This is a genomic window from Leisingera sp. M523 (assembly GCF_025141335.1).
In the GTDB taxonomy this organism is placed as follows: domain Bacteria; phylum Pseudomonadota; class Alphaproteobacteria; order Rhodobacterales; family Rhodobacteraceae; genus Leisingera.
The window spans coordinates 2,504,761-2,523,862 of sequence record NZ_CP081036.1; the positions used below are offsets into that span (position 1 = coordinate 2,504,761).

The 19,102-nt window shown below is 62.5% G+C and carries 22 protein-coding genes and 1 tRNA gene; 10 read left to right on the forward strand and 13 right to left on the reverse strand.

Annotated features, from left to right (window positions below; all coding sequences use genetic code 11):
• Window positions 1–147 precede the first annotated feature (147 nt).
• From K3557_RS12320 to K3557_RS12330, 3 genes are all read left to right on the forward strand, one after another.
• A complete protein-coding gene (locus K3557_RS12320) occupies window positions 148–1,968 on the forward strand; it encodes a M3 family oligoendopeptidase (protein ID WP_259994183.1) in 1,821 nt (606 codons plus the stop codon).
• A complete protein-coding gene (locus K3557_RS12325; protein ID WP_259994184.1) occupies window positions 1,968–2,441 on the forward strand; it encodes a GNAT family N-acetyltransferase in 474 nt (157 codons plus the stop codon). Before K3557_RS12320 ends, K3557_RS12325 begins: the two co-directional genes overlap by 1 nt.
• 124 nt (window positions 2,442–2,565) lie before the next feature.
• Window positions 2,566–2,823: a DUF995 domain-containing protein gene (locus K3557_RS12330; RefSeq protein WP_259994186.1), complete on the forward strand. Its 258-nt coding sequence runs from the start codon at window positions 2,566–2,568 to the stop codon at window positions 2,821–2,823.
• Window positions 2,824–3,033: 210 nt separating this feature from the next.
• On the opposite strand, the gene K3557_RS12335 is transcribed toward K3557_RS12330, so the two are convergent.
• The 4 genes from K3557_RS12335 to K3557_RS12350 all read right to left on the reverse strand — a co-directional run bounded on the left by K3557_RS12335 (window position 3,034) and on the right by K3557_RS12350 (window position 5,905).
• A complete protein-coding gene (locus K3557_RS12335) occupies window positions 3,034–3,303 on the reverse strand; it encodes a DksA/TraR family C4-type zinc finger protein (protein ID WP_027259667.1) in 270 nt (89 codons plus the stop codon).
• 141 nt (window positions 3,304–3,444) lie between these two features.
• Complete coding sequence (locus tag K3557_RS12340) at window positions 3,445–3,789, reverse strand: hypothetical protein (RefSeq protein WP_259994188.1); 345 nt, start codon at window positions 3,787–3,789, stop codon at window positions 3,445–3,447.
• 31 nt (window positions 3,790–3,820) lie between these two features.
• The gene (gene rpoH, locus K3557_RS12345; protein ID WP_259986155.1) at window positions 3,821–4,717 is read right to left on the reverse strand and encodes an RNA polymerase sigma factor RpoH; all 897 of its coding nucleotides are present in this window, start codon (window positions 4,715–4,717) and stop codon (window positions 3,821–3,823) included.
• Between the two features lie 162 nt (window positions 4,718–4,879).
• Window positions 4,880–5,905 (reverse strand): RluA family pseudouridine synthase, encoded by a 1,026-nt coding sequence (locus K3557_RS12350; RefSeq protein ID WP_259994190.1) that lies wholly within the window; start codon window positions 5,903–5,905, stop codon window positions 4,880–4,882.
• Between K3557_RS12350 and K3557_RS12355 the strand changes: the two genes are divergently transcribed.
• Window positions 5,904–6,209, forward strand: coding sequence for a DUF6476 family protein (locus tag K3557_RS12355; protein ID WP_259986158.1), 306 nt, complete (start codon window positions 5,904–5,906; stop codon window positions 6,207–6,209). The two genes, K3557_RS12350 and K3557_RS12355, sit on opposite strands and share 2 nt — an antisense overlap.
• A gap of 10 nt (window positions 6,210–6,219) precedes the next feature.
• Here K3557_RS12355 and K3557_RS12360 read toward each other — a convergent pair whose 3' ends face one another.
• Complete coding sequence (locus K3557_RS12360; RefSeq protein ID WP_129371557.1) at window positions 6,220–6,801, reverse strand: hypothetical protein; 582 nt, start codon at window positions 6,799–6,801, stop codon at window positions 6,220–6,222.
• 155 nt (window positions 6,802–6,956) lie between these two features.
• Between K3557_RS12360 and K3557_RS12365 the strand changes: the two genes are divergently transcribed.
• Window positions 6,957–7,316 (forward strand): hypothetical protein, encoded by a 360-nt coding sequence (locus tag K3557_RS12365; RefSeq protein WP_259994192.1) that lies wholly within the window; start codon window positions 6,957–6,959, stop codon window positions 7,314–7,316.
• A 350-nt stretch (window positions 7,317–7,666) separates the two neighbouring features.
• Here K3557_RS12365 and K3557_RS12370 read toward each other — a convergent pair.
• Together K3557_RS12370 and K3557_RS12375 are read right to left on the reverse strand one after the other, a co-directional pair.
• A tRNA-His gene (locus tag K3557_RS12370) sits at window positions 7,667–7,743 on the reverse strand.
• Window positions 7,744–7,914: 171 nt separating this feature from the next.
• Entirely contained in the window at window positions 7,915–8,421 is a 507-nt protein-coding gene (locus K3557_RS12375; protein ID WP_259999625.1) for a GNAT family N-acetyltransferase, read from the reverse strand.
• An 89-nt stretch (window positions 8,422–8,510) separates the two neighbouring features.
• Here K3557_RS12375 and K3557_RS12380 point away from each other — a divergent pair, with 89 nt between their 5' ends.
• A complete protein-coding gene (locus tag K3557_RS12380) occupies window positions 8,511–8,696 on the forward strand; it encodes a DUF6324 family protein (protein WP_259994194.1) in 186 nt (61 codons plus the stop codon).
• A 172-nt stretch (window positions 8,697–8,868) separates the two neighbouring features.
• Here the strand turns inward: K3557_RS12380 and K3557_RS12385 are convergent, their stop codons facing one another.
• The 5 genes from K3557_RS12385 to ribB all read right to left on the reverse strand — a co-directional run bounded on the left by K3557_RS12385 (window position 8,869) and on the right by ribB (window position 12,359).
• Entirely contained in the window at window positions 8,869–9,351 is a 483-nt protein-coding gene (locus K3557_RS12385) for an MmcB family DNA repair protein (protein WP_259994197.1), read from the reverse strand.
• Window positions 9,352–9,701: 350 nt separating this feature from the next.
• A complete protein-coding gene (locus K3557_RS12390) occupies window positions 9,702–10,031 on the reverse strand; it encodes a hypothetical protein (protein ID WP_259994199.1) in 330 nt (109 codons plus the stop codon).
• Window positions 10,032–10,199: 168 nt separating this feature from the next.
• Entirely contained in the window at window positions 10,200–10,682 is a 483-nt protein-coding gene (gene nusB, locus K3557_RS12395) for a transcription antitermination factor NusB (RefSeq protein WP_259986167.1), read from the reverse strand.
• On the reverse strand, window positions 10,679–11,230 hold the full coding sequence (locus K3557_RS12400) for a 6,7-dimethyl-8-ribityllumazine synthase (RefSeq protein ID WP_259994201.1): 552 nt from the start codon (window positions 11,228–11,230) through the stop codon (window positions 10,679–10,681). Before K3557_RS12400 ends, nusB begins: the two co-directional genes overlap by 4 nt.
• 1 nt (window position 11,231) lies before the next feature.
• Entirely contained in the window at window positions 11,232–12,359 is a 1,128-nt protein-coding gene (ribB, locus tag K3557_RS12405; RefSeq protein ID WP_259986168.1) for a 3,4-dihydroxy-2-butanone-4-phosphate synthase, read from the reverse strand.
• A gap of 194 nt (window positions 12,360–12,553) precedes the next feature.
• On the opposite strand from ribB, the gene K3557_RS12410 reads away from it, so the two are divergent.
• Window positions 12,554–13,606, forward strand: coding sequence for a proline racemase family protein (locus K3557_RS12410; RefSeq protein ID WP_259994204.1), 1,053 nt, complete (start codon window positions 12,554–12,556; stop codon window positions 13,604–13,606).
• A gap of 164 nt (window positions 13,607–13,770) precedes the next feature.
• Here K3557_RS12410 and K3557_RS12415 read toward each other — a convergent pair whose 3' ends face one another.
• Window positions 13,771–14,358 (reverse strand): riboflavin synthase, encoded by a 588-nt coding sequence (locus K3557_RS12415; RefSeq protein WP_259994206.1) that lies wholly within the window; start codon window positions 14,356–14,358, stop codon window positions 13,771–13,773.
• 178 nt (window positions 14,359–14,536) lie between these two features.
• On the opposite strand from K3557_RS12415, the gene K3557_RS12420 reads away from it, so the two are divergent.
• From K3557_RS12420 to K3557_RS12430, 3 genes are all read left to right on the forward strand, one after another.
• Window positions 14,537–15,814 (forward strand): capsule biosynthesis protein, encoded by a 1,278-nt coding sequence (locus K3557_RS12420; protein WP_259994207.1) that lies wholly within the window; start codon window positions 14,537–14,539, stop codon window positions 15,812–15,814.
• Window positions 15,815–15,909: 95 nt separating this feature from the next.
• Window positions 15,910–17,043 carry a polysaccharide biosynthesis/export family protein gene (locus tag K3557_RS12425; protein ID WP_259986183.1) on the forward strand — a complete coding sequence of 378 codons (1,134 nt, stop codon included), beginning with the start codon at window positions 15,910–15,912 and terminating at the stop codon, window positions 17,041–17,043.
• A gap of 6 nt (window positions 17,044–17,049) precedes the next feature.
• A complete protein-coding gene (locus tag K3557_RS12430) occupies window positions 17,050–19,062 on the forward strand; it encodes a capsular polysaccharide biosynthesis protein (protein ID WP_259994209.1) in 2,013 nt (670 codons plus the stop codon).
• Window positions 19,063–19,102 lie beyond the last annotated feature (40 nt).

Consider the following 19,102-nt stretch of genomic DNA (forward strand, 5'->3'; position numbering starts at 1 on the left):
CCGGCGTTGCGCCGTGCCTTTACCCGCCCCTTACCAGCATTCGTTAAACTCCCGGTGATCTGCAGACGATCAACGCCCGCCTGCTTGTGATCCCGCAAGCCGCCGCTTAGATGTTGGGTCAATGAATTCCTCATGACAGGAGCCCCCATGTTCCAGCTTCCCTTCCCCGTTCACGATGCAAACGCCTCAGCCGGCTCCGGCGGTCTTGGCAATCTGCCGGAATGGGACCTCAGCGATCTTTACGCGTCTGAGGACGCCCCCGAACTGGCCCGCGATCTGGGCTGGCTGGAGCAGGAATGCGCCGCTTTTGCTGCCGATTACGAGGGCAAGCTGGCTGGTCTGGACGCCGCCGGCCTGCTGGAATGTGTTGAGCGCAACGAGAAGATCAACAACATCGCCGGCCGCATCATGTCCTTTGCCGGCCTGCGCTATTACCAGCTGACCACCGATGCCGACCGTGCTGCCTTTTTGTCGGACTGTCAGGAAAAGGTTACGGTGGCCACCACGCCGCTGGTGTTCTTCACGCTGGAGCTGAACCGTATTGAAGACGGTGCCATGCAGGCGCATCTGGCCGCCAATGCGGAGCTTGCCCGCTATGCCAGCGTGTTCCGCCGCATCCGGGCGATGAAGCCCTACCAGCTGTCGGACGAGCTGGAACGCTTCATGCATGACCTCGGCATTGTCGGCGATGCCTGGGAGAAGCTGTTTGATGAGACCATCGCCGGTTTGCAATTCACCGTCGATGGCGAAGAGCTGACCATTGAAGGCACCCTGAACCTGCTGACCGACCCGGACCGCGCCAAACGCGAGGCGGCGGCGCGGGAGCTGGCCGCCGTCTTTGCCGAAAACGTCAAGACCTTTGCCCGTATCCACAACACGCAAGCCAAGGAAAAGGAAATCATCGACCGCTGGCGCGGCATGCCCAGCGCCCAGACCGGCCGCCACCTGTCCAACGATGTGGAGCCTGAGGTGGTTGAGGCCCTGCGCGCGGCTGTGGTTGCCGCCTATCCCAAGCTGAGCCACCGCTATTATGAGCTGAAGCGCAAATGGCTGGGCCTGGACGTCATGCAGGTCTGGGACCGCAACGCGCCGCTGCCGTTGGAAGACCCCCGCACCATCAGCTGGGAGCAGGCGGAAAAGACGGTGATGGACGCCTATAATGCGTTCGATCCGCGCATGGGTGAAATCGCCGCGCCGTTCTTCTCGGACGGCTGGATCGACGCCGGGGTGAAGCCCGGCAAGGCGCCGGGCGCCTTTGCCCACCCGACCGTCACCAACGTCCACCCTTATGTGATGCTCAACTACCTGGGCAAACCGCGCGACGTGATGACCCTGGCGCATGAGCTGGGCCACGGCGTGCATCAGGTGCTGGCGGCGGAACAGGGCGAGATGCTGTCCTCCACCCCGCTGACGCTGGCGGAAACCGCAAGCGTGTTTGGCGAAATGCTGACCTTCCGCAAGATGCTGGACGGGGCCGAGACCAAGGAGCAGCGCAAGGTGCTGCTGGCAGGCAAGGTCGAGGACATGATCAACACGGTTGTGCGCCAAATCGCGTTCTATGACTTTGAATGCAAACTGCACGCCGCCCGCGCCGAGGGCGAGCTGACACCAGACGACATCAACGCCATCTGGATGTCGGTGCAGGCGGAATCACTGGGCGACGCCTTTGAATACATGGACGGCTACGAGACGTTTTGGGCCTATATCCCGCATTTCGTGCACTCGCCGTTCTACGTCTACGCCTATGCCTTTGGCGACGGGCTGGTGAACGCGCTTTACTCGGTCTACGCCTCCGGTGCCGAAGGGTTCGAGGACGAGTATTTCGAGATGCTCAAGGCAGGCGGCTCCAAACACCATAAGGAGCTGCTGGCGCCCTTCGGCCTTGATGCCACAGATCCCGAATTCTGGGACAAGGGCCTGTCGATGATCTCCGGCTTCATTGACGAACTGGAAGCTATGGAGGGGTGATGCGCCTCAGCCTGCGACCGGTGCCGCGAAACGAATTTGATCTGGTCTCCCATATTCAGGTGGAGCCGGATCAGGTGCGTTACTCCGGCACTGTGGCGCAGGCGTTTGAAGAAAATGAGGACGGCGTGGATTTTCACGCCGTTCTTGACGGCTCCCAAGTGGTTGGGTTCTTCAAGATCGACCGGCTGTATCACGAAACCTACAGCTTTGCCGCGCGGGATGAGCTGGGTCTGCGCGCCTTCATGATTGATCGCGCTGAGCAAGGCAAAGGCTATGCGACGGCTGCTGTTGCCGCGCTGGAACCCTATCTGGCCGCGCAGTATCCAGCGCGGCGTGCGGTGGTGCTGACCGTCAATATGCAGAATTTCGGCGCCATCCGCTGTTATTACAAGGGCGGTTTTTCAGACACCGGCGGCATCTATCCCCACGGCATCGCAGGCCCGCAGCACATTCTGCGAATGGGGTTCGGATAGACCCTAAGCGGTACACCAACCCCACCCCTTTGCGTGCAATTGACCACCGCCTAGGGGAAATTTTTAGAATACAGATTCGATGTGTGGTGGACTAAGCCGGTTAACCGGGATGGGAGTTGTTACCATGGCACCGCTTTCGAAGCTTACTGCGCTCGTTGTTGCTGCGGCCCTGACCGCCACCAGTGCTATAGCTGCCGGCCCGGACCGCAAGAAACCCGTCAGCGGTCAAACCATTGCCGAATTGTATTCTGGAACAACCTGGACCAAGGGAGGCTCCTACTGGGGACCGGACGGCAGTTTTCAGGCTATTTGGGAAGACAGCGTTGGCCTCGGAAAGTGGTATGCGACGTCCAAGGGCTACCTTTGCTATGAAGCGACCTAGTATAATCAAAAGGGGGATCCCGGCGGACAGCATAACGAATGCTTCCGGCATGTTGCCGACAGCGAAGGGCAATTGTGGAAATACAGCGAACGAGACAAATCCTGGTACAAGCCGAAAAAAGAATTCGCAGAACGCATCAAGCCTGGCAACAAGATTGCCTCTCAAGTCCGCAAGCTGCGCAGGAAATACGGCATCTGATCGCTGCGCGCCCTACTTCAACTGGCTGTCCTTCGAGCCGCGCCGGTTGAAGCCCCCGCGTGCCTGATGCGCGCCGTCGCGCTCCTGCTGGCAGTCGATACACAGCTTCACGCCAGGAATGGCGACGCGGCGTTTCTCGGGGATCACCTCCTCGCATTCCGCGCAATGGGTCAGGCTTTCGCCCACCGGGCGCCGCACCGCCTTCAGCCGCGCCAGCTCGTCATTGATCGAGGCTTCAATCTGCTCATTCACCGCGCCGTCCTGCGCCCAGCCGCCTGCCATGGACCTTCCTCCTGTGCCAGAGGGGGTGAATGTAAGGCCGCGTAGGCGCTCTGCCTAGGGCTGCCTGAAAGCAATTCCCGAGCAAATCTATCAACTATTTGATTTCATTGCATTTTCTGTTGACCTGCAGCGCAGGCACGGCTAAACAGAATACAGAAATTGCACGCAAGCCAGAATCACCAGGCCGCAAGCAGCCAGCACTCCAGCCATCCCCCGGGACAGCCAGACCGCAAGCAACGCCAGCAACCAGAGTGATTTCAGCCAGCCACGCGCATGTCTGCCAGCCAGCGTTTCTGCCAGCCTCCCATTCAGCCGCGCACCCAGCATTTTGCCAGGCCCGTGCCAGACAGGTTTTACAGCCAGCTTCCGCCAGCTTTTCAGGTCAGTCTTTCTGACCCAATGTTTCGCGCGCGAAACATTCCGGCAGGACTGCTGCCGTAAAGCCAGCATCATTGTCAGCTGACAAAAAAAGGCGGCGCCAAGCACCGCCTTTACAGTCTGCTGCCGGGCGCTGGGATCAGGCGCCGGTCAGCATTCCTTTTTCGCTCGCCAGATCGCGCATCTTTTTCTGCAGCTTTTCAAACGCCCGCACTTCAATCTGACGGATCCGCTCGCGGCTGACCTTGTACTGCGTGCTCAGCTCCTCCAGGGTCACCGCCTGATCCATCAGGCGGCGCTGGGTCAGAATGTCCTTCTCGCGGTCGTTAAGCACATCCAGTGCCGCAGTCAGCAATTCCCGGCGCGCCTCCAGCTCATCTCGGGCCTCGTAATCGCCGGCCTGGTCGGCATCTTCGTCTTCCAGCCAGTCCTGCCATTGCATCGTGCCTTCGCCCTCGGAACCGACGGTGGCATTAAGCGACGCATCACCGCCCGACATGCGGCGGTTCATCGAGATCACCTCGTCCTCGGTCACGCCAAGGTCGGTTGCGATCCGTTTGACATTCTCAGGGCGCAGATCGCCATCTTCCAGCGCGCCGATGCGGGCCTTGGCCTTGCGCAGGTTGAAGAACAGTTTTTTCTGCGCCGAAGTGGTTCCCAGTTTGACCATAGACCAGGACCGCAGGACATATTCCTGGATCGACGCACGGATCCACCACATCGCATAAGTCGCCAGCCGGAAACCTTTTTCCGGATCGAATTTCTTAACCGCCTGCATCAGGCCTACATTCGCCTCGGAGATAACTTCGGCCTGCGGCAGGCCATAGCCGCGGTACCCCATGGCAATCTTGGCCGCGAGCCGCAGATGGGAGGTCACCATCTTGTGCGCTGACTTTGCGTCCTGCTCCTCGACCCAGCGCTTGGCCAGCATGTATTCCTCTTCCGGCTCCAGCAGTGGAAATTTGCGGATTTCCTGGAGATACCGGTTCAGACCGCCTTCGGGCGTCGGGGCAGGCAGGTTTGCATAATTCGCCATATTAAAGTGTCCCTCCCAAAATGTATAAGGACTTAACATTAGCGCATATGTGTTAGCGCCAAATCCTTTTCAAGGACCGCTTAAGGAATTGTTGTATGTTAACCCGCCGGAATGCGTCTGTGAATTGCATCACAGGCGTGAACACGCTTATTTGCCGGCAATTTACTGGCGCAACGCCGCCAGCAATTCCGCCATATCCTGCGGCAGCGGCGCCTCAAACCTGAGCGGTGCGTCCGTCACCGGGTGATTGAATCCCAAGACAGCGGCGTGAAGCGCCTGGCGCGGAAACTGCTGGACGGCCGCATGCGCGGCTTCGCTCAAGGCCTTGGCCGCCAGTTTGCGGCGCCCGCCATAGGTGGGATCCCCCACCAGCCCGTGACCGGCGTGGGCCATATGCACCCGGATCTGATGGGTGCGTCCGGTTTCCAGCCAGCATTCAACCAGCGCCGCGCAGGCCGGGTTGCCGAAACCCTCGCAGATGCGGGCCCGGGTCACCGCATGGCGGCCGCCCTGGAACAGCACCGCCTGGCGCTGCCGGTCAGTTTTGTGGCGGGCCAGCTGGGTGGTGAGCTTGAGGATATTGCCCGGCTCGAAGCTGGCCCCTTTGACGCCGCGCAGCCGCGGGTCGTTGCCATCCGGCACGCCATAGCAGACTGCCTGATAATAGCGCTCCACCGTGTGTTTTTCGAATTGCACGGCCAGCCCCTGGTGGGCGGCGTCGGATTTGGCCACAACCAGCAGGCCGCTGGTCTCCTTGTCGATCCGGTGCACGATGCCAGGGCGCTTGACGCCGCCTACGCCCGACAGGCTGCCGCCGAAATGATGCAGCAGCGCATTGACCAAAGTGCCTGAGGGGGAGCCCGGCGCCGGATGCACCACCATGCCGGAGGGCTTATTGATGACGATCAGGTCATCGTCCTCAAAGACAATCTCCAGCGGGATATCCTCGGGGCCGATATGGCTGTCCTCTGCCTCCTCCACGGTGATCGCGATTTGCGCGCCGGCCTCAACCTTGGCCTTGGCGTCCTGCACCACGGCGCCGTCCACCGTCAGCGCGCCCTCTTCGATCAGCCGGGCCAGACGGGTGCGCGACAAAGACGCCTCCTCTGGCACATCGCGCGAAACCGCTTTATCAAGCCGCTTAGGCGGGTTTTCCGCGATGACAAATTCAATCCGGCGGCTGCCCATGACTGATCCTTCCGAGACCGAAATCCAAACGGAGCCGCCGCAGATCCGGTTCCTGCGGCGGCTGGTGACCACGCTGACCGTGGTGATGATTGGCGGGCTTGTAGTGATAATCTCGCTGCTTGTCATCCGCTTGCAGGCAGGCGATGCGCCGCTGCCTGCAGAAATCGCCCTGCCCGACGGGATAAAGGCCGAGGCGGTCACACTGGGACGCGGCTGGATAGCTGTGGTCAGCCAGGACAACCGCATCCTGATTTTCGACCGCGAGTCCGGTGCGCTGCGCCAGGAAGTGCGGATCAAGGACTAGCCCCGCGGGGTCAGGACCTGAGCAGAACCTTGTTGGAATCGATTGCCGCGGCAATCTGGGCGTATTGCGCCTGCCGCTCCTGCGCGGATTCCGCGCTGCGCAGCAGAACTGTGCCCGCATCCTCAAATATACGGACGGCTTCCCGGTTCACTGCAGCCTGCGCGGACGGTCTGACAGGCGTCAGCGGCCGGGTGGTGCGTTCAGCCGGGTTTGCGGAACTGGTGACACTGACCCTGCTGCGCCCCGGATCGCTGTTCTGGCGGGCCAGCCGCTTGAGCCGGGCCGAGGTGTCTTGCAGCACATCGCGCACCTCGTCGTAATCAGTGCCCGCCGGAATACCATCTGCAGCCGCTTCCAGCCGTTCAGAGAGGCAATCGACCTGAAGCGCCGAATCACCGGTGGCGCGGCAAAAGGCCTTGGCGGCCGACAGGGTGCCCAGCAGCTCGGTCAGAAAGGCAGCCGAACCGAATTCTCCGGCCGGAACCACGACTGTATAGGTCAGGGGTCCAGCGCCCTGTGCCAGTGCGGGTGCTGCGGCCAGACCCAGGCAGGAAACCCCTGCGGTCAAGCTCTTGGCGGCTGTCTTAAACATATCGTTACCCTCGCATATCCCCGAAAAACCACGCATAGCGGTGCGGCAGCTGCGCGGCATCTCGCCGGAACATCGCCGCTGCAGCGCCGCCGTGTTGCCTGGCGCCCGGGCCTTCATTAACCTTAAGATGTTCCAAAGCATAAGGTTGTTTTATCATGTACACCAGTATCTTGCGGGCAGCGGCATTGATTGTCCCCCTGTCTTTTGCCGCACAGCCCGTATTTGCCCAGACCGCGGACGCCGCATTGAACGAAGCCAAGCGGCGCGTGGCCTGCGGTGCCGGTGTTCCGGTCTCCGCCACTTATCTGGCAAACGGCACGCTGCAGGTGACCTGCCAGGCACAGGGCGCCGAGGCCGTGGCCCAGGCCGCCGCAAGCGGCCTGCCGGAAACCGGACTGTCCGCCGGAGCCGCCGCCGGAGCGGTTGCAGGGGTGCTGTTCCTGGTTCTGATCGCCGATGACGATAATGGAACATCCACCACAACAACGACCACGACCACCAGCACAACCGATTGAGGCCAGGTCCCTTTTGCCCGTTCTGCTTGAGCACATCTTTTGCGCGCTCCAGCAGAACGGCATGCACCGGCCGGCACAGCGCCACTGCTTTAGCCTGCCCCGCGTGCAGAAGATCAAAGGGCCGCGCAGAATTGCGCGGCCAAAAGGCTAATTCCTGAAAAAAGCACCACAACCGCAGTCCCGGCTGTTGGCGCCCGACGGGAGGCGTGAACAAGCCGGCCGTTCAGCGGCCAGGGAAACCTGGGCTGGTGGCGTGAACCCGCAATAGAATGATGAGACTGCAAAAGCCGTGCCCGTCAGAAACGCCGGGCTGCTGCCGCAACTGATATTGCTCAAGGTGTTCGATTGAGTGGTACCACCTCCCCGGCTCGAACGGGGGACCTCCTGATCCACAATCAGGCGCTCTAACCTACTGAGCTAAGGCGGCACTGTGGGGTCATTTATAGCACGTCCTGGAGGCGTGCAAGAGGTTTTTTTGCCTTTCCGCTGCAGAAACCCGCCGCTTTTGATTGTCCGGCTCAACGGTCCGGACCCGCCATGACAGGCGGCTGAAAATTATCCGCAACCGTTTGCAATCATGCGCAATTTTACGCTGCACTTAGGGCGCTTTGCCGTCCGAAACCGGAAAAGACAACCTCCAGGTTTGCTCCACCAGATCCTGGCCATAGCTGTGCACCGGATAGCTGTCCGTCAGCTGCCAGCCGAAAGCCCGGTAAAGCGCGCAAGCGGTCTGGTGGCTTTCATGGGTTTTCAGCATCATGCCCCGGTACCCGGCTGCACGGGCAAACTCCATGCATTCCCGCAGCAGCCGCTTGCCCAGCCCCTTGCCGCGCGCCGCAGGCGTCAGCAGGAACAGCCGCAGCTGCGCTGTGTCGGCATCCTTTTTCATGCAAAACACCGAACCCAGCCGCTCGCCGCCGCTTTCCGCCAACCAGCCGCGTTCGCACGCCGGGTCGTGGCCAGCGCAGAAACTATGCAGAATATCGGCAACCAGCGGTCCGAAAGTTTCATCAAACCCGGCCTCGCGGGCGTAAAGATCCTGGTGGCGGGCGGCCAGCCAGTGCATGTCGGCAGGTGCGAATCGGCGCAGGGTCACATCCATCATGCTGACAGCATAGCGCAAAGCCGGCTTGCGTTTCAGCCTGCCCCGGGCTAGCACCAGCTGCAATCCGCTGACCGGCATTGGAGTGTGCAATGAGTATCAACACCGAACGCGACATTGAGGCAAACATGCAAATCGGTCCGACCGATCAGGGTATGGTGCGGATTTTCATTGATACCGGCAGCGTTGAAATCCCGATGGACTTTGACCCGGAAGAAGCCGAGGAGATTGCCGAAGAGATCCGCGCCGCTGCACAAGCCGCGCGCAACGTCAAGTAACGCAGTCTTTCCGGCACTCCGCACCCGCCCTTCTGCGCTGAACCCGATGGCCGGGCAAAGCGGCGCACCAAGCGCCGGCAGCGTGCCGCAGGCATGCTGCCGGGCCCAAGGCCGCCAAGGGGTTCCGGCGCAGCCGGGGCGCACCTGCGGGCGCGGGAGCTGCCGCCAGCGCTCAATCCTCAGGCTCTTGATCTCCTGCCTCGCCCAGCAGCTGCCCGTCCCGGCCCGGGCGCGGGTCACGCAGGGCCTGCAGGCGGCGGGCGGAATCCATCGCGAACTTCTGGATCAGTTTTCTGCGGCGCGCCGGCGGCAGTTTGTCCTCCGGCGCCATGCGGATGATTTCAGCATCATACGGGTCTGCAATAATCAGCCCGGTGCCGTCCGGCAGCAGCTCGGTTGGAAACGCTAGGTCCACCGCCCAGAAAAAGCGGTCGCACCACTCCAAATAACCCTCCCACTTGCTGTCGGACTGGAAATCAGCGCGGCTGGACTTGCACTCGACCACCCACAGCTCCCCCTTGGGCCCCAGCGCCATCACATCAACGCGCAGGCCGCGGGCCGGCACAAACTCCTCCAGCGGCGCATAGCCCAGCGAGCGCAGATAGCGCGACACCCCGCGGGCGAGTTTCTGTCCAGGCTGCAGATCATTCATCATACAGGCAAATGTGAACAATCAGGGAACAAGTTGCAATCCTGCGGTTTTATCCGGAAACAACCCGCCAGCACCGCGTTCCCCTTGTAACAGCGGGCCGGGCAGACTACTTACGGCATTGGCGGGTTCTGCCCTTCTTGTGACAGGCAGCATTCCAGTGGCCTTAAGCAATTCCACGGGAGCTGGCTCTGTTCGGACCCTGGTCCGTTTACCTGGCGCCCACCTGTACAAACAGGTCCCCGGGAATCAAAGCCGCACGGTTGATTGGTGGTCCCGCCGCATTTTCCCTTACCGCCAAAGAAAAACCGCGCCTTCCGGATGGAAAGCGCGGGCGGATTGCGTTTTGCAATACTTCAGCGGCGGCTGCGCAGCTGACGCTCACGCTGGGAAGGCTCGTCAGCCGGTACACGCACCGGCTGGAATTCATTAACCACCGGAGTGCCGCGGCGGGGCCCGCCATCCTTTTCGGCCATGGCCATCACCGCCCAGGCAAACTGCACACCGGCAAAGACGATGCCATGCATGAACCACAACAGGAACACCGCCAAGAGGCCCGCGTCAGATGTGGAAACCAGCCCCCAAAGGTTCATTACATTGAACCAAAGCAGCATCGCCACAAATACGGCAGCAATGCAGAAGCCGATCACGACGTTGCGGATGTACATCTTCACCAGTTCAGGCATCTGAGTCCTCCAGATATGCAATAGGAGGTTATCAGTCTTTGCAGCGCCGTCCAGCGCTTCCGGAAAAATGAGCGGAATTTGCCGCACCCTTTGCGATTGGCAATCTCCCAAAGAAAAAGGCGCACTCTGCAGCGCGCCCTTTCTCCATCGAAGTCCGGAATTACCGCCTTAGAAGGCTTCCGGTTTTGCTTCGCGTGCCATGTGGTCCAGCACCGCGTTGACGAATTTCGGCTCTTTGCCCTCGGGAAAGAAGGCGCGGGCGATGTCGACAAACTCGTTGATCACCACTTTGGGCGGGGTGTCGGATTGCGTCAGCTCGGACCCCGCGGCGCGGAACAGCGCGCGCAAGGTGGGATCGATCCGTGCAATCGGCCATTTCGCCACCAGGGCGCGGTCGGTCATCTGGTCGATCTGCGCCTGGTGGTTCACGGCTTCGCGTATCAGCTTGCGGAAGATTTTGTTATCCCCCTCCGCCATCTCGTCACCCTCATAGACAGCGCCAAAGCGGTGGTCCTCAAACTCGACGATCACCTTGTCAAAGGTGAGGCCGCTGTGTTCCATCTGGAACAGCGCCTGCACAGCGTAAAGCCGCGCTGCCGATCTCATCTGATTCTTGCCATTGCCCTTGGGGCGGCTGTCCTGGGTGCTCATACGCTGGTGGATCCGTTGTCTGTACCGGCGACCTGGTACGCCCCTGTGGGCGCCTTGAAACCGATGCCTTTGGTCTGGGCGCCCCACTTACGCGTGAGTGCGATCAGATGCAAGGCCGCAGCTGCCGCACCGCCGCCTTTGTTCTGATCGGCAGTATCTGCGCGCACTTCGGCCTGTTTGCGGTTTTCCACGGTCAGGATGCCGTTGCCGATGCACAGGCCCTGCAGGCCCATCAGCTGGATCGCGCGGCTGCTGTCGTTGCAGACGGTGTCATAATGGGTGGTCTCGCCGCGGATCACGCAGCCCAGCGCCACGTAGCCGTCGAAATTCGAGGTCCGGTCGGCGATGGCGATCGCGGTCGGGACTTCCAGCGCACCGGGCACTTCGACGATCTCGAAAGTTCCGCCTGCGGCTTCGATCTCGGCTGCGGCGCCGGTGACCAGATTGTCGGCGATATCCTTGTAATAAGGCGCCACAACAATCAGCATCTTCACCGGCTTTTCGAATTCCGCGCGCGGCAGGGTGTAGTGGGTTTCATGTCCAGCCATATCAATCGTCCTTCAGAATGGGGCGGCTGCCGGTGATGGACAGCCCATAGGCATCCAGCCCGACATATTTGGTCGAGGGCGAGTCGGTCAGCAGGACCAGTTCGTTCAGTCCCAGGCTTGACAGGATCTGCGCGCCGATGCCGGTCTGTTTGATGGTCACGGTCCGCGCGCCGTCTTCCTCATTGGCATAAAGCGCATTGCGGGGCTGGCGGAACAAGGTCACCACGCCACGGCCCTCTTCGGCAATGATCTCCATCGCGCGGGGCAGCTGGCGGGCTGATTTCGGGCCAAGGCCCAGGATATCCGTTGCCTCATGCAGCGCATGGGTGCGCACCAGCACCGGCTCCGGCGTGGTAATGTCGCCCTTGATCATCACCACATGTTCGATGCCGTGGGTCTGATCGGTAAACAGCCGCATCTCCCACTCGCCGCCGATTTCCGAGGTCACGGTCTCGCGCGAGGTTTCCGTTACCAGATTGTCGTTGCGGGCGCGGTAGGTGATCAGGTCGGAAATGGTGCCGATCTTCAGCCCGTGCGTCGCGGCGTATTCCACCAGATCGGGCAGACGTGCCATGGTGCCGTCTTCTTTCATGATCTCGCAGATCACCGACGACGGGTATTGACCTGCCAGCCGAGCCACGTCGCAGCCGGCTTCGGTATGGCCTGCACGCACAAGCACCCCGCCCCGGCGCGCGCGCAGCGGAAAGACATGGCCGGGGGTGGCGATGTCGGCGGCGGTGTTATCGGGATCAATGGCAGTAGCCACGGTCAGCGCCCGGTCGGCGGCAGAGATGCCGGTGGAAACGCCTTCGCGCGCCTCGATCGAAACTGTGAAAGCAGTCTCATGGCGCGACGAATTGTGCAGCGCCATCATCGGCAGGCCCAGTTCCTCGATTCGATCAGCAGGCAGGGTCAGGCAGATCAGGCCGCGGCCGTGGGTGGCCATGAAGTTGATCGCCGCCGCATCCGCAGCTTGCGCCGGGATCACCAGGTCGCCTTCGTTCTCGCGGTCCTCGTGATCGACCAGGATGAACATACGGCCTTGGCGGGCCTCCTCAATGATGTCTTCAATCGGGCTGATGGCATTGCGCAATTGCGCCTCAACCGGCCCCGGTGTTTCAAAGCTCATGTAGCAGCCTTTCGATGCGCAAAGGCAGCACGCCTGGCGCTGCGGGTTCTTTCCCTGCCAGATAGCCCACAGACGGGGCAAATGCCAGTCCCGCAAACGGCACCGAGGGGTATGGACGCGGCCTGTGCATCTGTGCACAAATGATTTTGGATCCAATCCATAGGTCCAGGGTTACATCGGGAAGGGAAAGACAGATGCGCGCATCCCGCATTATCCAGGCGGTTGAGGCTCATGCCGAGGGCGAGCCGGGCCGGGTGATCACCGGCGGCATGCCGCTGCTGAAGGGCCGTTCGGTGTTTGAAAAGATGCAGGACATGGCGGCCAATCATGATGATATCCGCCTGCAAATGCTGCGCGAGCCGCGCGGCAATCCGGGGCTCTGCGGCAATGCGATTGTGCCGCCCTGCCATCCGGAAGCGGACGCCGGGTTCATCATTTTCGAGCAGACCGAATACCCGCCGATGTCCGGCTCCAACACCATCTGCGTGGTGACGGTGCTGCTGGAGACCGGCGTGGTGGCGATGGTGGAACCGGTGACCGAGCTGGTGCTGGAGGCTCCCGCCGGGCTGATCCGGGTGCGGGCCGAATGCGGGGATGGCAAGGTGACGCGGGTGGAGTTTGAGAATGTGCCGGCCTTTGCGGTGCATCTGGACGCGCCAGTGGAGGTTGCGGGGCTTGGCACTGTCACCGTGGATGTGGCCTGGGGCGGGATGTTCTTTGTGCTGGCCGAGGCCGGGAGGCTGGGGATTTCCCTCGATGCAGACAATGGAGCAGAGATCGTGCGGGTGTCGGAAGCGATCCGCCATGCCACTGCCGAGCAGCTGCCCGTAGCGCATCCGGAAAACCCCGGGATCACAGGGCCTACGATCACCAACCTGTGGGGCGCGCCGGCGACGCAAGGCACCCACGGCCGCGGCGCCATTACGATTTCAACAGGCCCGTTCGACCCGAAGCGCCCGCAAGACGCTAGCGGCATTCTGGACCGGTCGCCCTGCGGCACCGGCACCTGCGCCAAAATGGCGGTGCTGCATGCGCGCGGGAAGCTAGGGATCGGGCAGGACTATGTGAACGCAGGACCACTGGGCACCACGTTCACCGGGCGTATCACAGCAGAGACGCAGGTCGGACCATACAAGGCCATCATCCCCACCCTGTCCGGCCAGGGCTGGATCTACGGGCTGAGCCATTACACGCTGGATCCCAGCGACCCTTTCCCTTTGGGCTATACCGTTGGCGACATGTGGTGACGCGCGCCGCCCCGGCGGCGCGCAACGCCCAACGCTTTGGGCTGCACGTCAGTGCTGCTCAAAGGGGCGGGAGCGTTTGTATGTGGCGGGATGAGGGGCGCTGCCCCTCGGCCTTACGGCCTCACCCCGGAGTATTTTTGGAAAGATGAAGAGGCTGCGCCGTTTTAGCCGGCTTCCTGCAGACGCGCGACGTAGCGGGCCAGGGTGTCGATTTCCAGATTGATGCGGTCGCCTTGCTTCACATCGCCCCAGGTGGTGACCTCCTTGGTGTGCGGGATGAAGTTGATACCGAAATCGCAGCCGTCCACGTCATTCACCGTCAGTGAAGCGCCGTTCAGGGCCACCGATCCTTTGGAGGCAATGAAGCGGGCCAGGTCCTGCGGCGCGCGCAGGATGACGCGGGTGCTGTCGCCCTCGTCTTCCATCTTCACCACTTCGGCAACACCGTCCACATGGCCGGACACGATATGGCCGCCCAGCTCGTCCCCCACTTTCAAAGCGCGCTCCAGATTGACCCGCTTGCCCGTGGTCCAGCTGTCCAGGTTGGTCTTGGAGACGGTCTCGGCCGAGACTTGCACGTCGTACCAGTCTTCCCCCAGCGCGATCACTGTCAGGCAGACCCCATCAGAGGCAATGGAAGCGCCGATATCAATGGCCGCCGTGTCATAAGAGGTGCGGATGCGGGCGCGCAAATCGCCTTGCTGCTCCAGTTCGGTGATGGTGCCAACGTCCGTGATAATGCCTGTAAACATGGGTCCGCTCCCCGCAGATGATGTGCCAATGCTGCCGCAGAGGTAGCCAAGCTGCGCGCGCTCCACAAGCCCCGGCTTGCCTTACCGCCCCTCGCGGCCATAGTTTCGCCCCAGTCAATTGTTAATCAATCCTTGAGACTGCCACCCTATTTCTGACACCGGGATGTCACGCCACCTGATGAAACACCGCAGCTTTCTGTTCCTGCAAGGCCCGCACGGGCCGTTTTTCGCCGCCCTTGGACGATTGCTGCGGGCCGCGGGCTGTGATGTGGCCCGGGTCGGGTTCAATGCGGGCGATCAGGCCTTCTGGCGCAGCAAAAACAGTTATTTTCCCTTCACCGGCAGCCCTGAAGATTGGCCGGAGGTGCTGGCCGGGCTGCTGGAAAGCCGCAGCATCACCGATATTGTGCTGTATGGCGACACCCGCCCTATTCACGCCAGCGCGATCAAAGCCGCGCAGCAACGCGGTATCACCGTGCATGTATTCGAGGAAGGCTATCTGCGCCCCTATTGGGTGACTTACGAGCGCGGCGGCGCCAATGGCCATTCGCGGCTGATGGAGATGGGTGTTCCGCAAATGCAGCAGGCGCTGGCGCTGTCCGACATGGAGGCGCCGCTGCCCCCCGCACACTGGGGCGATATGCGCCAGCACGTGTTTTATGGCGCGCTGTACCATTGGTTCGTGATGTTCCGGAATGGCAAGTACCGCAGTTTCCGGCCGCACCGGTCATTGACAGTGACCAAGGAATTCCGGCTGTATCTGAAACGATTACTGCTGATGCCCGCCCAGGCGCTGGAGCGGAGGCTGGCGGAGCGGCGCATCCGCAATGGCGGGTTTCCCTATCATCTGGCGCTTTTGCAGCTGGAGCATGACAGTTCCTTTCAGATGCACTCGCCGTTCTCCAGCATGGGCGAGTTTCTGGAAGAAGTGATCCGCGGCTTTGCCGAAGGCGCCCCGCGCCATCACCACCTGGTGATCAAGGCGCATCCGCTGGAGGACGGCCGTGCCCAAGTGCGCCGCAGCCTGCGTCGGCTGGCGCGCGAGCACGACATCGAAGACCGGGTGCATTATGTGCGCGGCGGAAAGCTGGCACAGCTGCTGAACGAGGCGCGCACCGCGGTGACCGTCAATTCCACCGCCGGCCAGCAGGTGCTGTGGCGCGGCATTCCGCTGCGGGTGTTCGGACGCGCGGTTTACGGCAAGCCGGAGTTTGTGTCCGAGCAGCCCCTGGCGGAGTTTTTTGCCGCCGCCAGCCGCCCGGACAGCCGCGCCTACAAGGATTACCGTCGGTTCCTGCTGGAAACCTCGCAGGTGCCAGGCGGCTACTATTCCCGTGAGGGGCGGCGCCAGCTGCTGCGCCAAGTGGCGGACATGATGCTGGCGGACGAGGACCCCTATGACGCGCTGCGCCTGGGCACAGCGGCACCGCGGCAACAGTTGCGTCTGGTGACCTGATACAGCTGCGCCCAAAGACTGGATTTTTCCCTGCTGGCAGGTTAGGTTGCCCCTAAAACTTGAGGCAAACAATAATTGGTCGAGGAGACCGAGCAGTGAAATCCGTTCCCCTTCGCTGGGCGCGTCCGGTGGCGATGCTGGCAGCATTGGCCCTTGCGGCCTCCTGCGGGCTGCCCAAGGTCGGCCCTAACAAGCGCCAGATCTTTGCCGGTTCCGTGCAGCGGGAAGGCGATGCCTTCATCGTCTCCGTCAACGACCGCGTCGCCCGCGCCACCGCCGTGGTGCCGGCCCTTGGCTTTTCCTCCGGCTTTACGTCTGCCGGCCGGCTGACCTCGGACACTATCCGTCCTGGCGACGTGCTGGGCCTGACAGTCTGGGAAAACGTGGATGACGGGCTGCTGGCCGCCGAGGCCACCAACTCCACGGTGCTGGAAGAGGTCCAGGTCGACAGCGCCGGCTATATCTTTGTGCCCTACGCAGGCCGCCTGCGCGCCTCCGGCAACACACCGGACCAGCTGCGCGAGACCATCACAAAAAAGCTTGAAGACCAGACCCCCGACCCGCAGGTGCAGGTGCGCCGTTTGGCCGGTGACGGTGCCACCGTCAGCCTGACGGGCGCCGTGGGCGGCCAGGGTGTCTATCCGATTGAACGCCCGACCCGCACCCTGTCGTCCATGCTGGCCCAGGCGGGCGGCGTGACGATCCAGCCGGAAATTGCCCAGGTTACCGTGATCCGCGGCCAGGAAAAGGGCAAGATCTGGTTCCAGGACCTGTTCGACCACCCGGAGCTGGATGTGGCCCTGCGCGGCGGCGACCGCATTCTGGTTGAGGAGGACACCCGCTCCTTCACCGCCCTGGGGGCGACCTCGGCACAGGCGCGGGTGCCGTTTGAAAGCCAGGACCTGTCGGCGCTGGAAGCCATTGCACAGGTTGGCGGGCTGATTTCCACCGCCTCTGATCCAACCGGCGTCTTTGTGCTGCGCAATGAGCCGGCCGAGATCGCCAACCAGGTGCTGGGCCGCGACGATCTGATCGGCGCACAGCGTCTGGTCTATGTGCTGAACCTGACCCAGCCGAACGGGCTGTTTGTCGCCCGCGATTTCGTGATCCGCGACGATGATACGCTTTATGTCACCGAAGCGCCGTACACCCAATGGACCAAGACCATTTCGCTGCTGGTGACACCAGTGGGGTCGCTGTCAAGCGTTTCCAGCGCCGTAGGCGGTTAAACCGCCATGCGTCAGAGCGCTGGCCAGCACAAAGCCGGGAGCATTGCGTCCCGGCTTTTTGTTTACAATGGCGGCTTTCTGACCCAGCGCCGGGTGCGGCGGATCCTGCAGCTTTGCGGTTATGGCATCCGGCTGGGACTGCCGCAGGCCGAAGATCTGGTTGGCATCTGGGGCGCCTCGCCCACAGCGCACCGGGGCCTTGCAGTCGCCGAACAGCGCGGCTGCGGATTGTTGCGGGTCGAGGATGCCTTTCTGCGCTCGCTCCACCCCGGCCGCGCAGGCGAACCGCCGGCCGGATTGCTGCTGGACCGCTCGGGCGTGCATTTTGATGCGGCGCAGCCCTCGGAGCTGGAACAGCTGCTGGCCAGCCATCCGCTGGATGATGCACATCTGATGCGCCGGGCACGGGATGCGATTACCCGGCTCAAGAACGCGCATCTCAGCAAATACAACGCCTTTGATCCTGCGGCGGCGGTACCGGATCCGGGTTATGTGCTGGTTGCGGACCAGGCACGCAACGATGCCTCGGTCACTGCATCGCGCGGCGACCGGGCGCGGTTTCTGGAAATGCTCGCCTTTGCCCAGGAGGAGCACCCGGGTGCGCGGGTACTGATCAAGACACATCCAGAAACATTGCGCGGCTACCGGGCGGGGTATTATGATGCGCAGGACGCTCAGGGGCGGGTTGCGCTGTTCACGGGAAGCGTGTCGCCCTGGGCGCTGCTGGAAGGCGCCGTGGGCGTCTACACGGTATCTTCGCAATTGGGGTTCGAGGCGATCCTGGCAGGTCACAAGCCGAGGGTCTTCGGCCAGCCGTTTTACGCGGGCTGGGGGCTGAGCATTGACGACGCCCCGCCCCCCCGCAGGCAGCGGCGGCTGACACGGGCGCAGCTGTTTGCCGCAGCGATGATCCTCTATCCAAAGTGGTACGACCCGTTCCGGGATGAATTGTGCGGGCTGGAGACGGTGCTGGACAACCTGGAGGCACGGGTGCGGGCCTGGCGGGACGACCGTCCCGGCTGGGCCGCCTCGGGCATGCGGATGTGGAAGCGCAAGCCGCTGCAGAAGTTCTTTGGCGCCGGGACACGGGTGCTGTTCACCGAAGACCCGGCCAAGGCACAAGCCAGCGGACGCAAGCGGATGGTCTGGGCCGGCAAGGCGGATGCGGCGCATGACGGTGCTGTGCGGGTGGAGGACGGCTTTCTGCGCTCCCGCGGGCTGGGGGCGGAACTGGTGCCGCCGCTGTCGCTGGTGGCTGACCGGCAGGGGATCTACTATGATCCGCGCCAGCCCTCGGATCTGGATGGGCTGATTGCCCGCAGGGTTGAGATGACCCAGGCCGAGGCGTTACGGGCCGAGCATCTGGTGCGGTCTCTGGTCCAGGACGGCGTGTCGAAATACAATCTTGGCGGCACCCCTCCTGCCCTGCCCCAAGGCCGCCGGATCCTGGTGCCGGGCCAGGTGGAGGATGACGCTTCAATCCTGTGCGGAGCCGGGGCGGTGAACACTAACCTGGATCTGCTGCGCGCGGTGCGGCAGGCCAACCCGGACGCGGTGATTGTCTACAAGCCGCATCCGGATGTGGAGGCAGGCCTGCGCAAAGGCCGGGTTGCAGCAGAGGGGCTGGCCGATGCGGTTGCCTCCCATGCGGACCCCATGGCCCTGCTGGCTGAAGTGCAAGAGGTCTGGACGATGACCTCCCTTCTGGGGTTCGAAGCCCTGTTGCGCGGGGTGCCGGTGACCACGCTGGGAACACCGTTTTATGCAGGCTGGGGCCTGACTGCCGATCTGGCTCCGGCGCCAGCCTGGCGGCAAGCCCGTGTCACACTTCTGGGCCTTGCCCATGCGGCGCTGATCGACTACCCGCGCTACTTCGACCCGGTGACCGCACAGCCCTGTCCGGTGGAGGTTGCAGTGATGCGTCTGCGCCAAGGGCATCTGCCGCATCCGGGGCTAAGCAACCGGCTGCTATCCAAGCTGCAGGGGCTTTTTACCACCTACGCCCATCTCTGGCGTTGAACGGCGGCCAGCTGATCGGGAGCTCTCCCGCGCCCGCAGG

Excerpts from the sequence above, each read along its gene's own strand:
- K3557_RS12350 (WP_259994190.1), bottom strand. The coding sequence starts at position 5,905 with ATGGGCAGCCGCCGGATTGAATTTGTCATCGCGGAAAACCCGCCTAAG.
- nusB (WP_259986167.1), bottom strand. The coding sequence starts at position 10,682 with ATGAGCACCCAGGACAGCCGCCCCAAGGGCAATGGCAAGAATCAGATG.
- K3557_RS12360 (WP_129371557.1), bottom strand. The coding sequence starts at position 6,801 with ATGTTTAAGACAGCCGCCAAGAGCTTGACCGCAGGGGTTTCCTGCCTG.
- K3557_RS12335 (WP_027259667.1), bottom strand. The coding sequence starts at position 3,303 with ATGGCAGGCGGCTGGGCGCAGGACGGCGCGGTGAATGAGCAGATTGAA.
- K3557_RS12355 (WP_259986158.1), top strand. The coding sequence starts at position 5,904 with ATGACTGATCCTTCCGAGACCGAAATCCAAACGGAGCCGCCGCAGATC.
- K3557_RS12365 (WP_259994192.1), top strand. The coding sequence starts at position 6,957 with ATGTACACCAGTATCTTGCGGGCAGCGGCATTGATTGTCCCCCTGTCT.
- K3557_RS12380 (WP_259994194.1), top strand. The coding sequence starts at position 8,511 with ATGAGTATCAACACCGAACGCGACATTGAGGCAAACATGCAAATCGGT.
- K3557_RS12330 (WP_259994186.1), top strand. The coding sequence starts at position 2,566 with ATGGCACCGCTTTCGAAGCTTACTGCGCTCGTTGTTGCTGCGGCCCTG.
- K3557_RS12400 (WP_259994201.1), bottom strand. The coding sequence starts at position 11,230 with ATGGCTGGACATGAAACCCACTACACCCTGCCGCGCGCGGAATTCGAA.
- K3557_RS12320 (WP_259994183.1), top strand. The coding sequence starts at position 148 with ATGTTCCAGCTTCCCTTCCCCGTTCACGATGCAAACGCCTCAGCCGGC.
- ribB (WP_259986168.1), bottom strand. The coding sequence starts at position 12,359 with ATGAGCTTTGAAACACCGGGGCCGGTTGAGGCGCAATTGCGCAATGCC.
- K3557_RS12410 (WP_259994204.1), top strand. The coding sequence starts at position 12,554 with ATGCGCGCATCCCGCATTATCCAGGCGGTTGAGGCTCATGCCGAGGGC.
- K3557_RS12325 (WP_259994184.1), top strand. The coding sequence starts at position 1,968 with ATGCGCCTCAGCCTGCGACCGGTGCCGCGAAACGAATTTGATCTGGTC.
- K3557_RS12430 (WP_259994209.1), top strand. The coding sequence starts at position 17,050 with ATGCGTCAGAGCGCTGGCCAGCACAAAGCCGGGAGCATTGCGTCCCGG.
- K3557_RS12415 (WP_259994206.1), bottom strand. The coding sequence starts at position 14,358 with ATGTTTACAGGCATTATCACGGACGTTGGCACCATCACCGAACTGGAG.
- K3557_RS12375 (WP_259999625.1), bottom strand. The coding sequence starts at position 8,421 with ATGATGGATGTGACCCTGCGCCGATTCGCACCTGCCGACATGCACTGG.
- K3557_RS12385 (WP_259994197.1), bottom strand. The coding sequence starts at position 9,351 with ATGATGAATGATCTGCAGCCTGGACAGAAACTCGCCCGCGGGGTGTCG.
- K3557_RS12420 (WP_259994207.1), top strand. The coding sequence starts at position 14,537 with ATGAAACACCGCAGCTTTCTGTTCCTGCAAGGCCCGCACGGGCCGTTT.
- rpoH (WP_259986155.1), bottom strand. The coding sequence starts at position 4,717 with ATGGCGAATTATGCAAACCTGCCTGCCCCGACGCCCGAAGGCGGTCTG.
- K3557_RS12390 (WP_259994199.1), bottom strand. The coding sequence starts at position 10,031 with ATGCCTGAACTGGTGAAGATGTACATCCGCAACGTCGTGATCGGCTTC.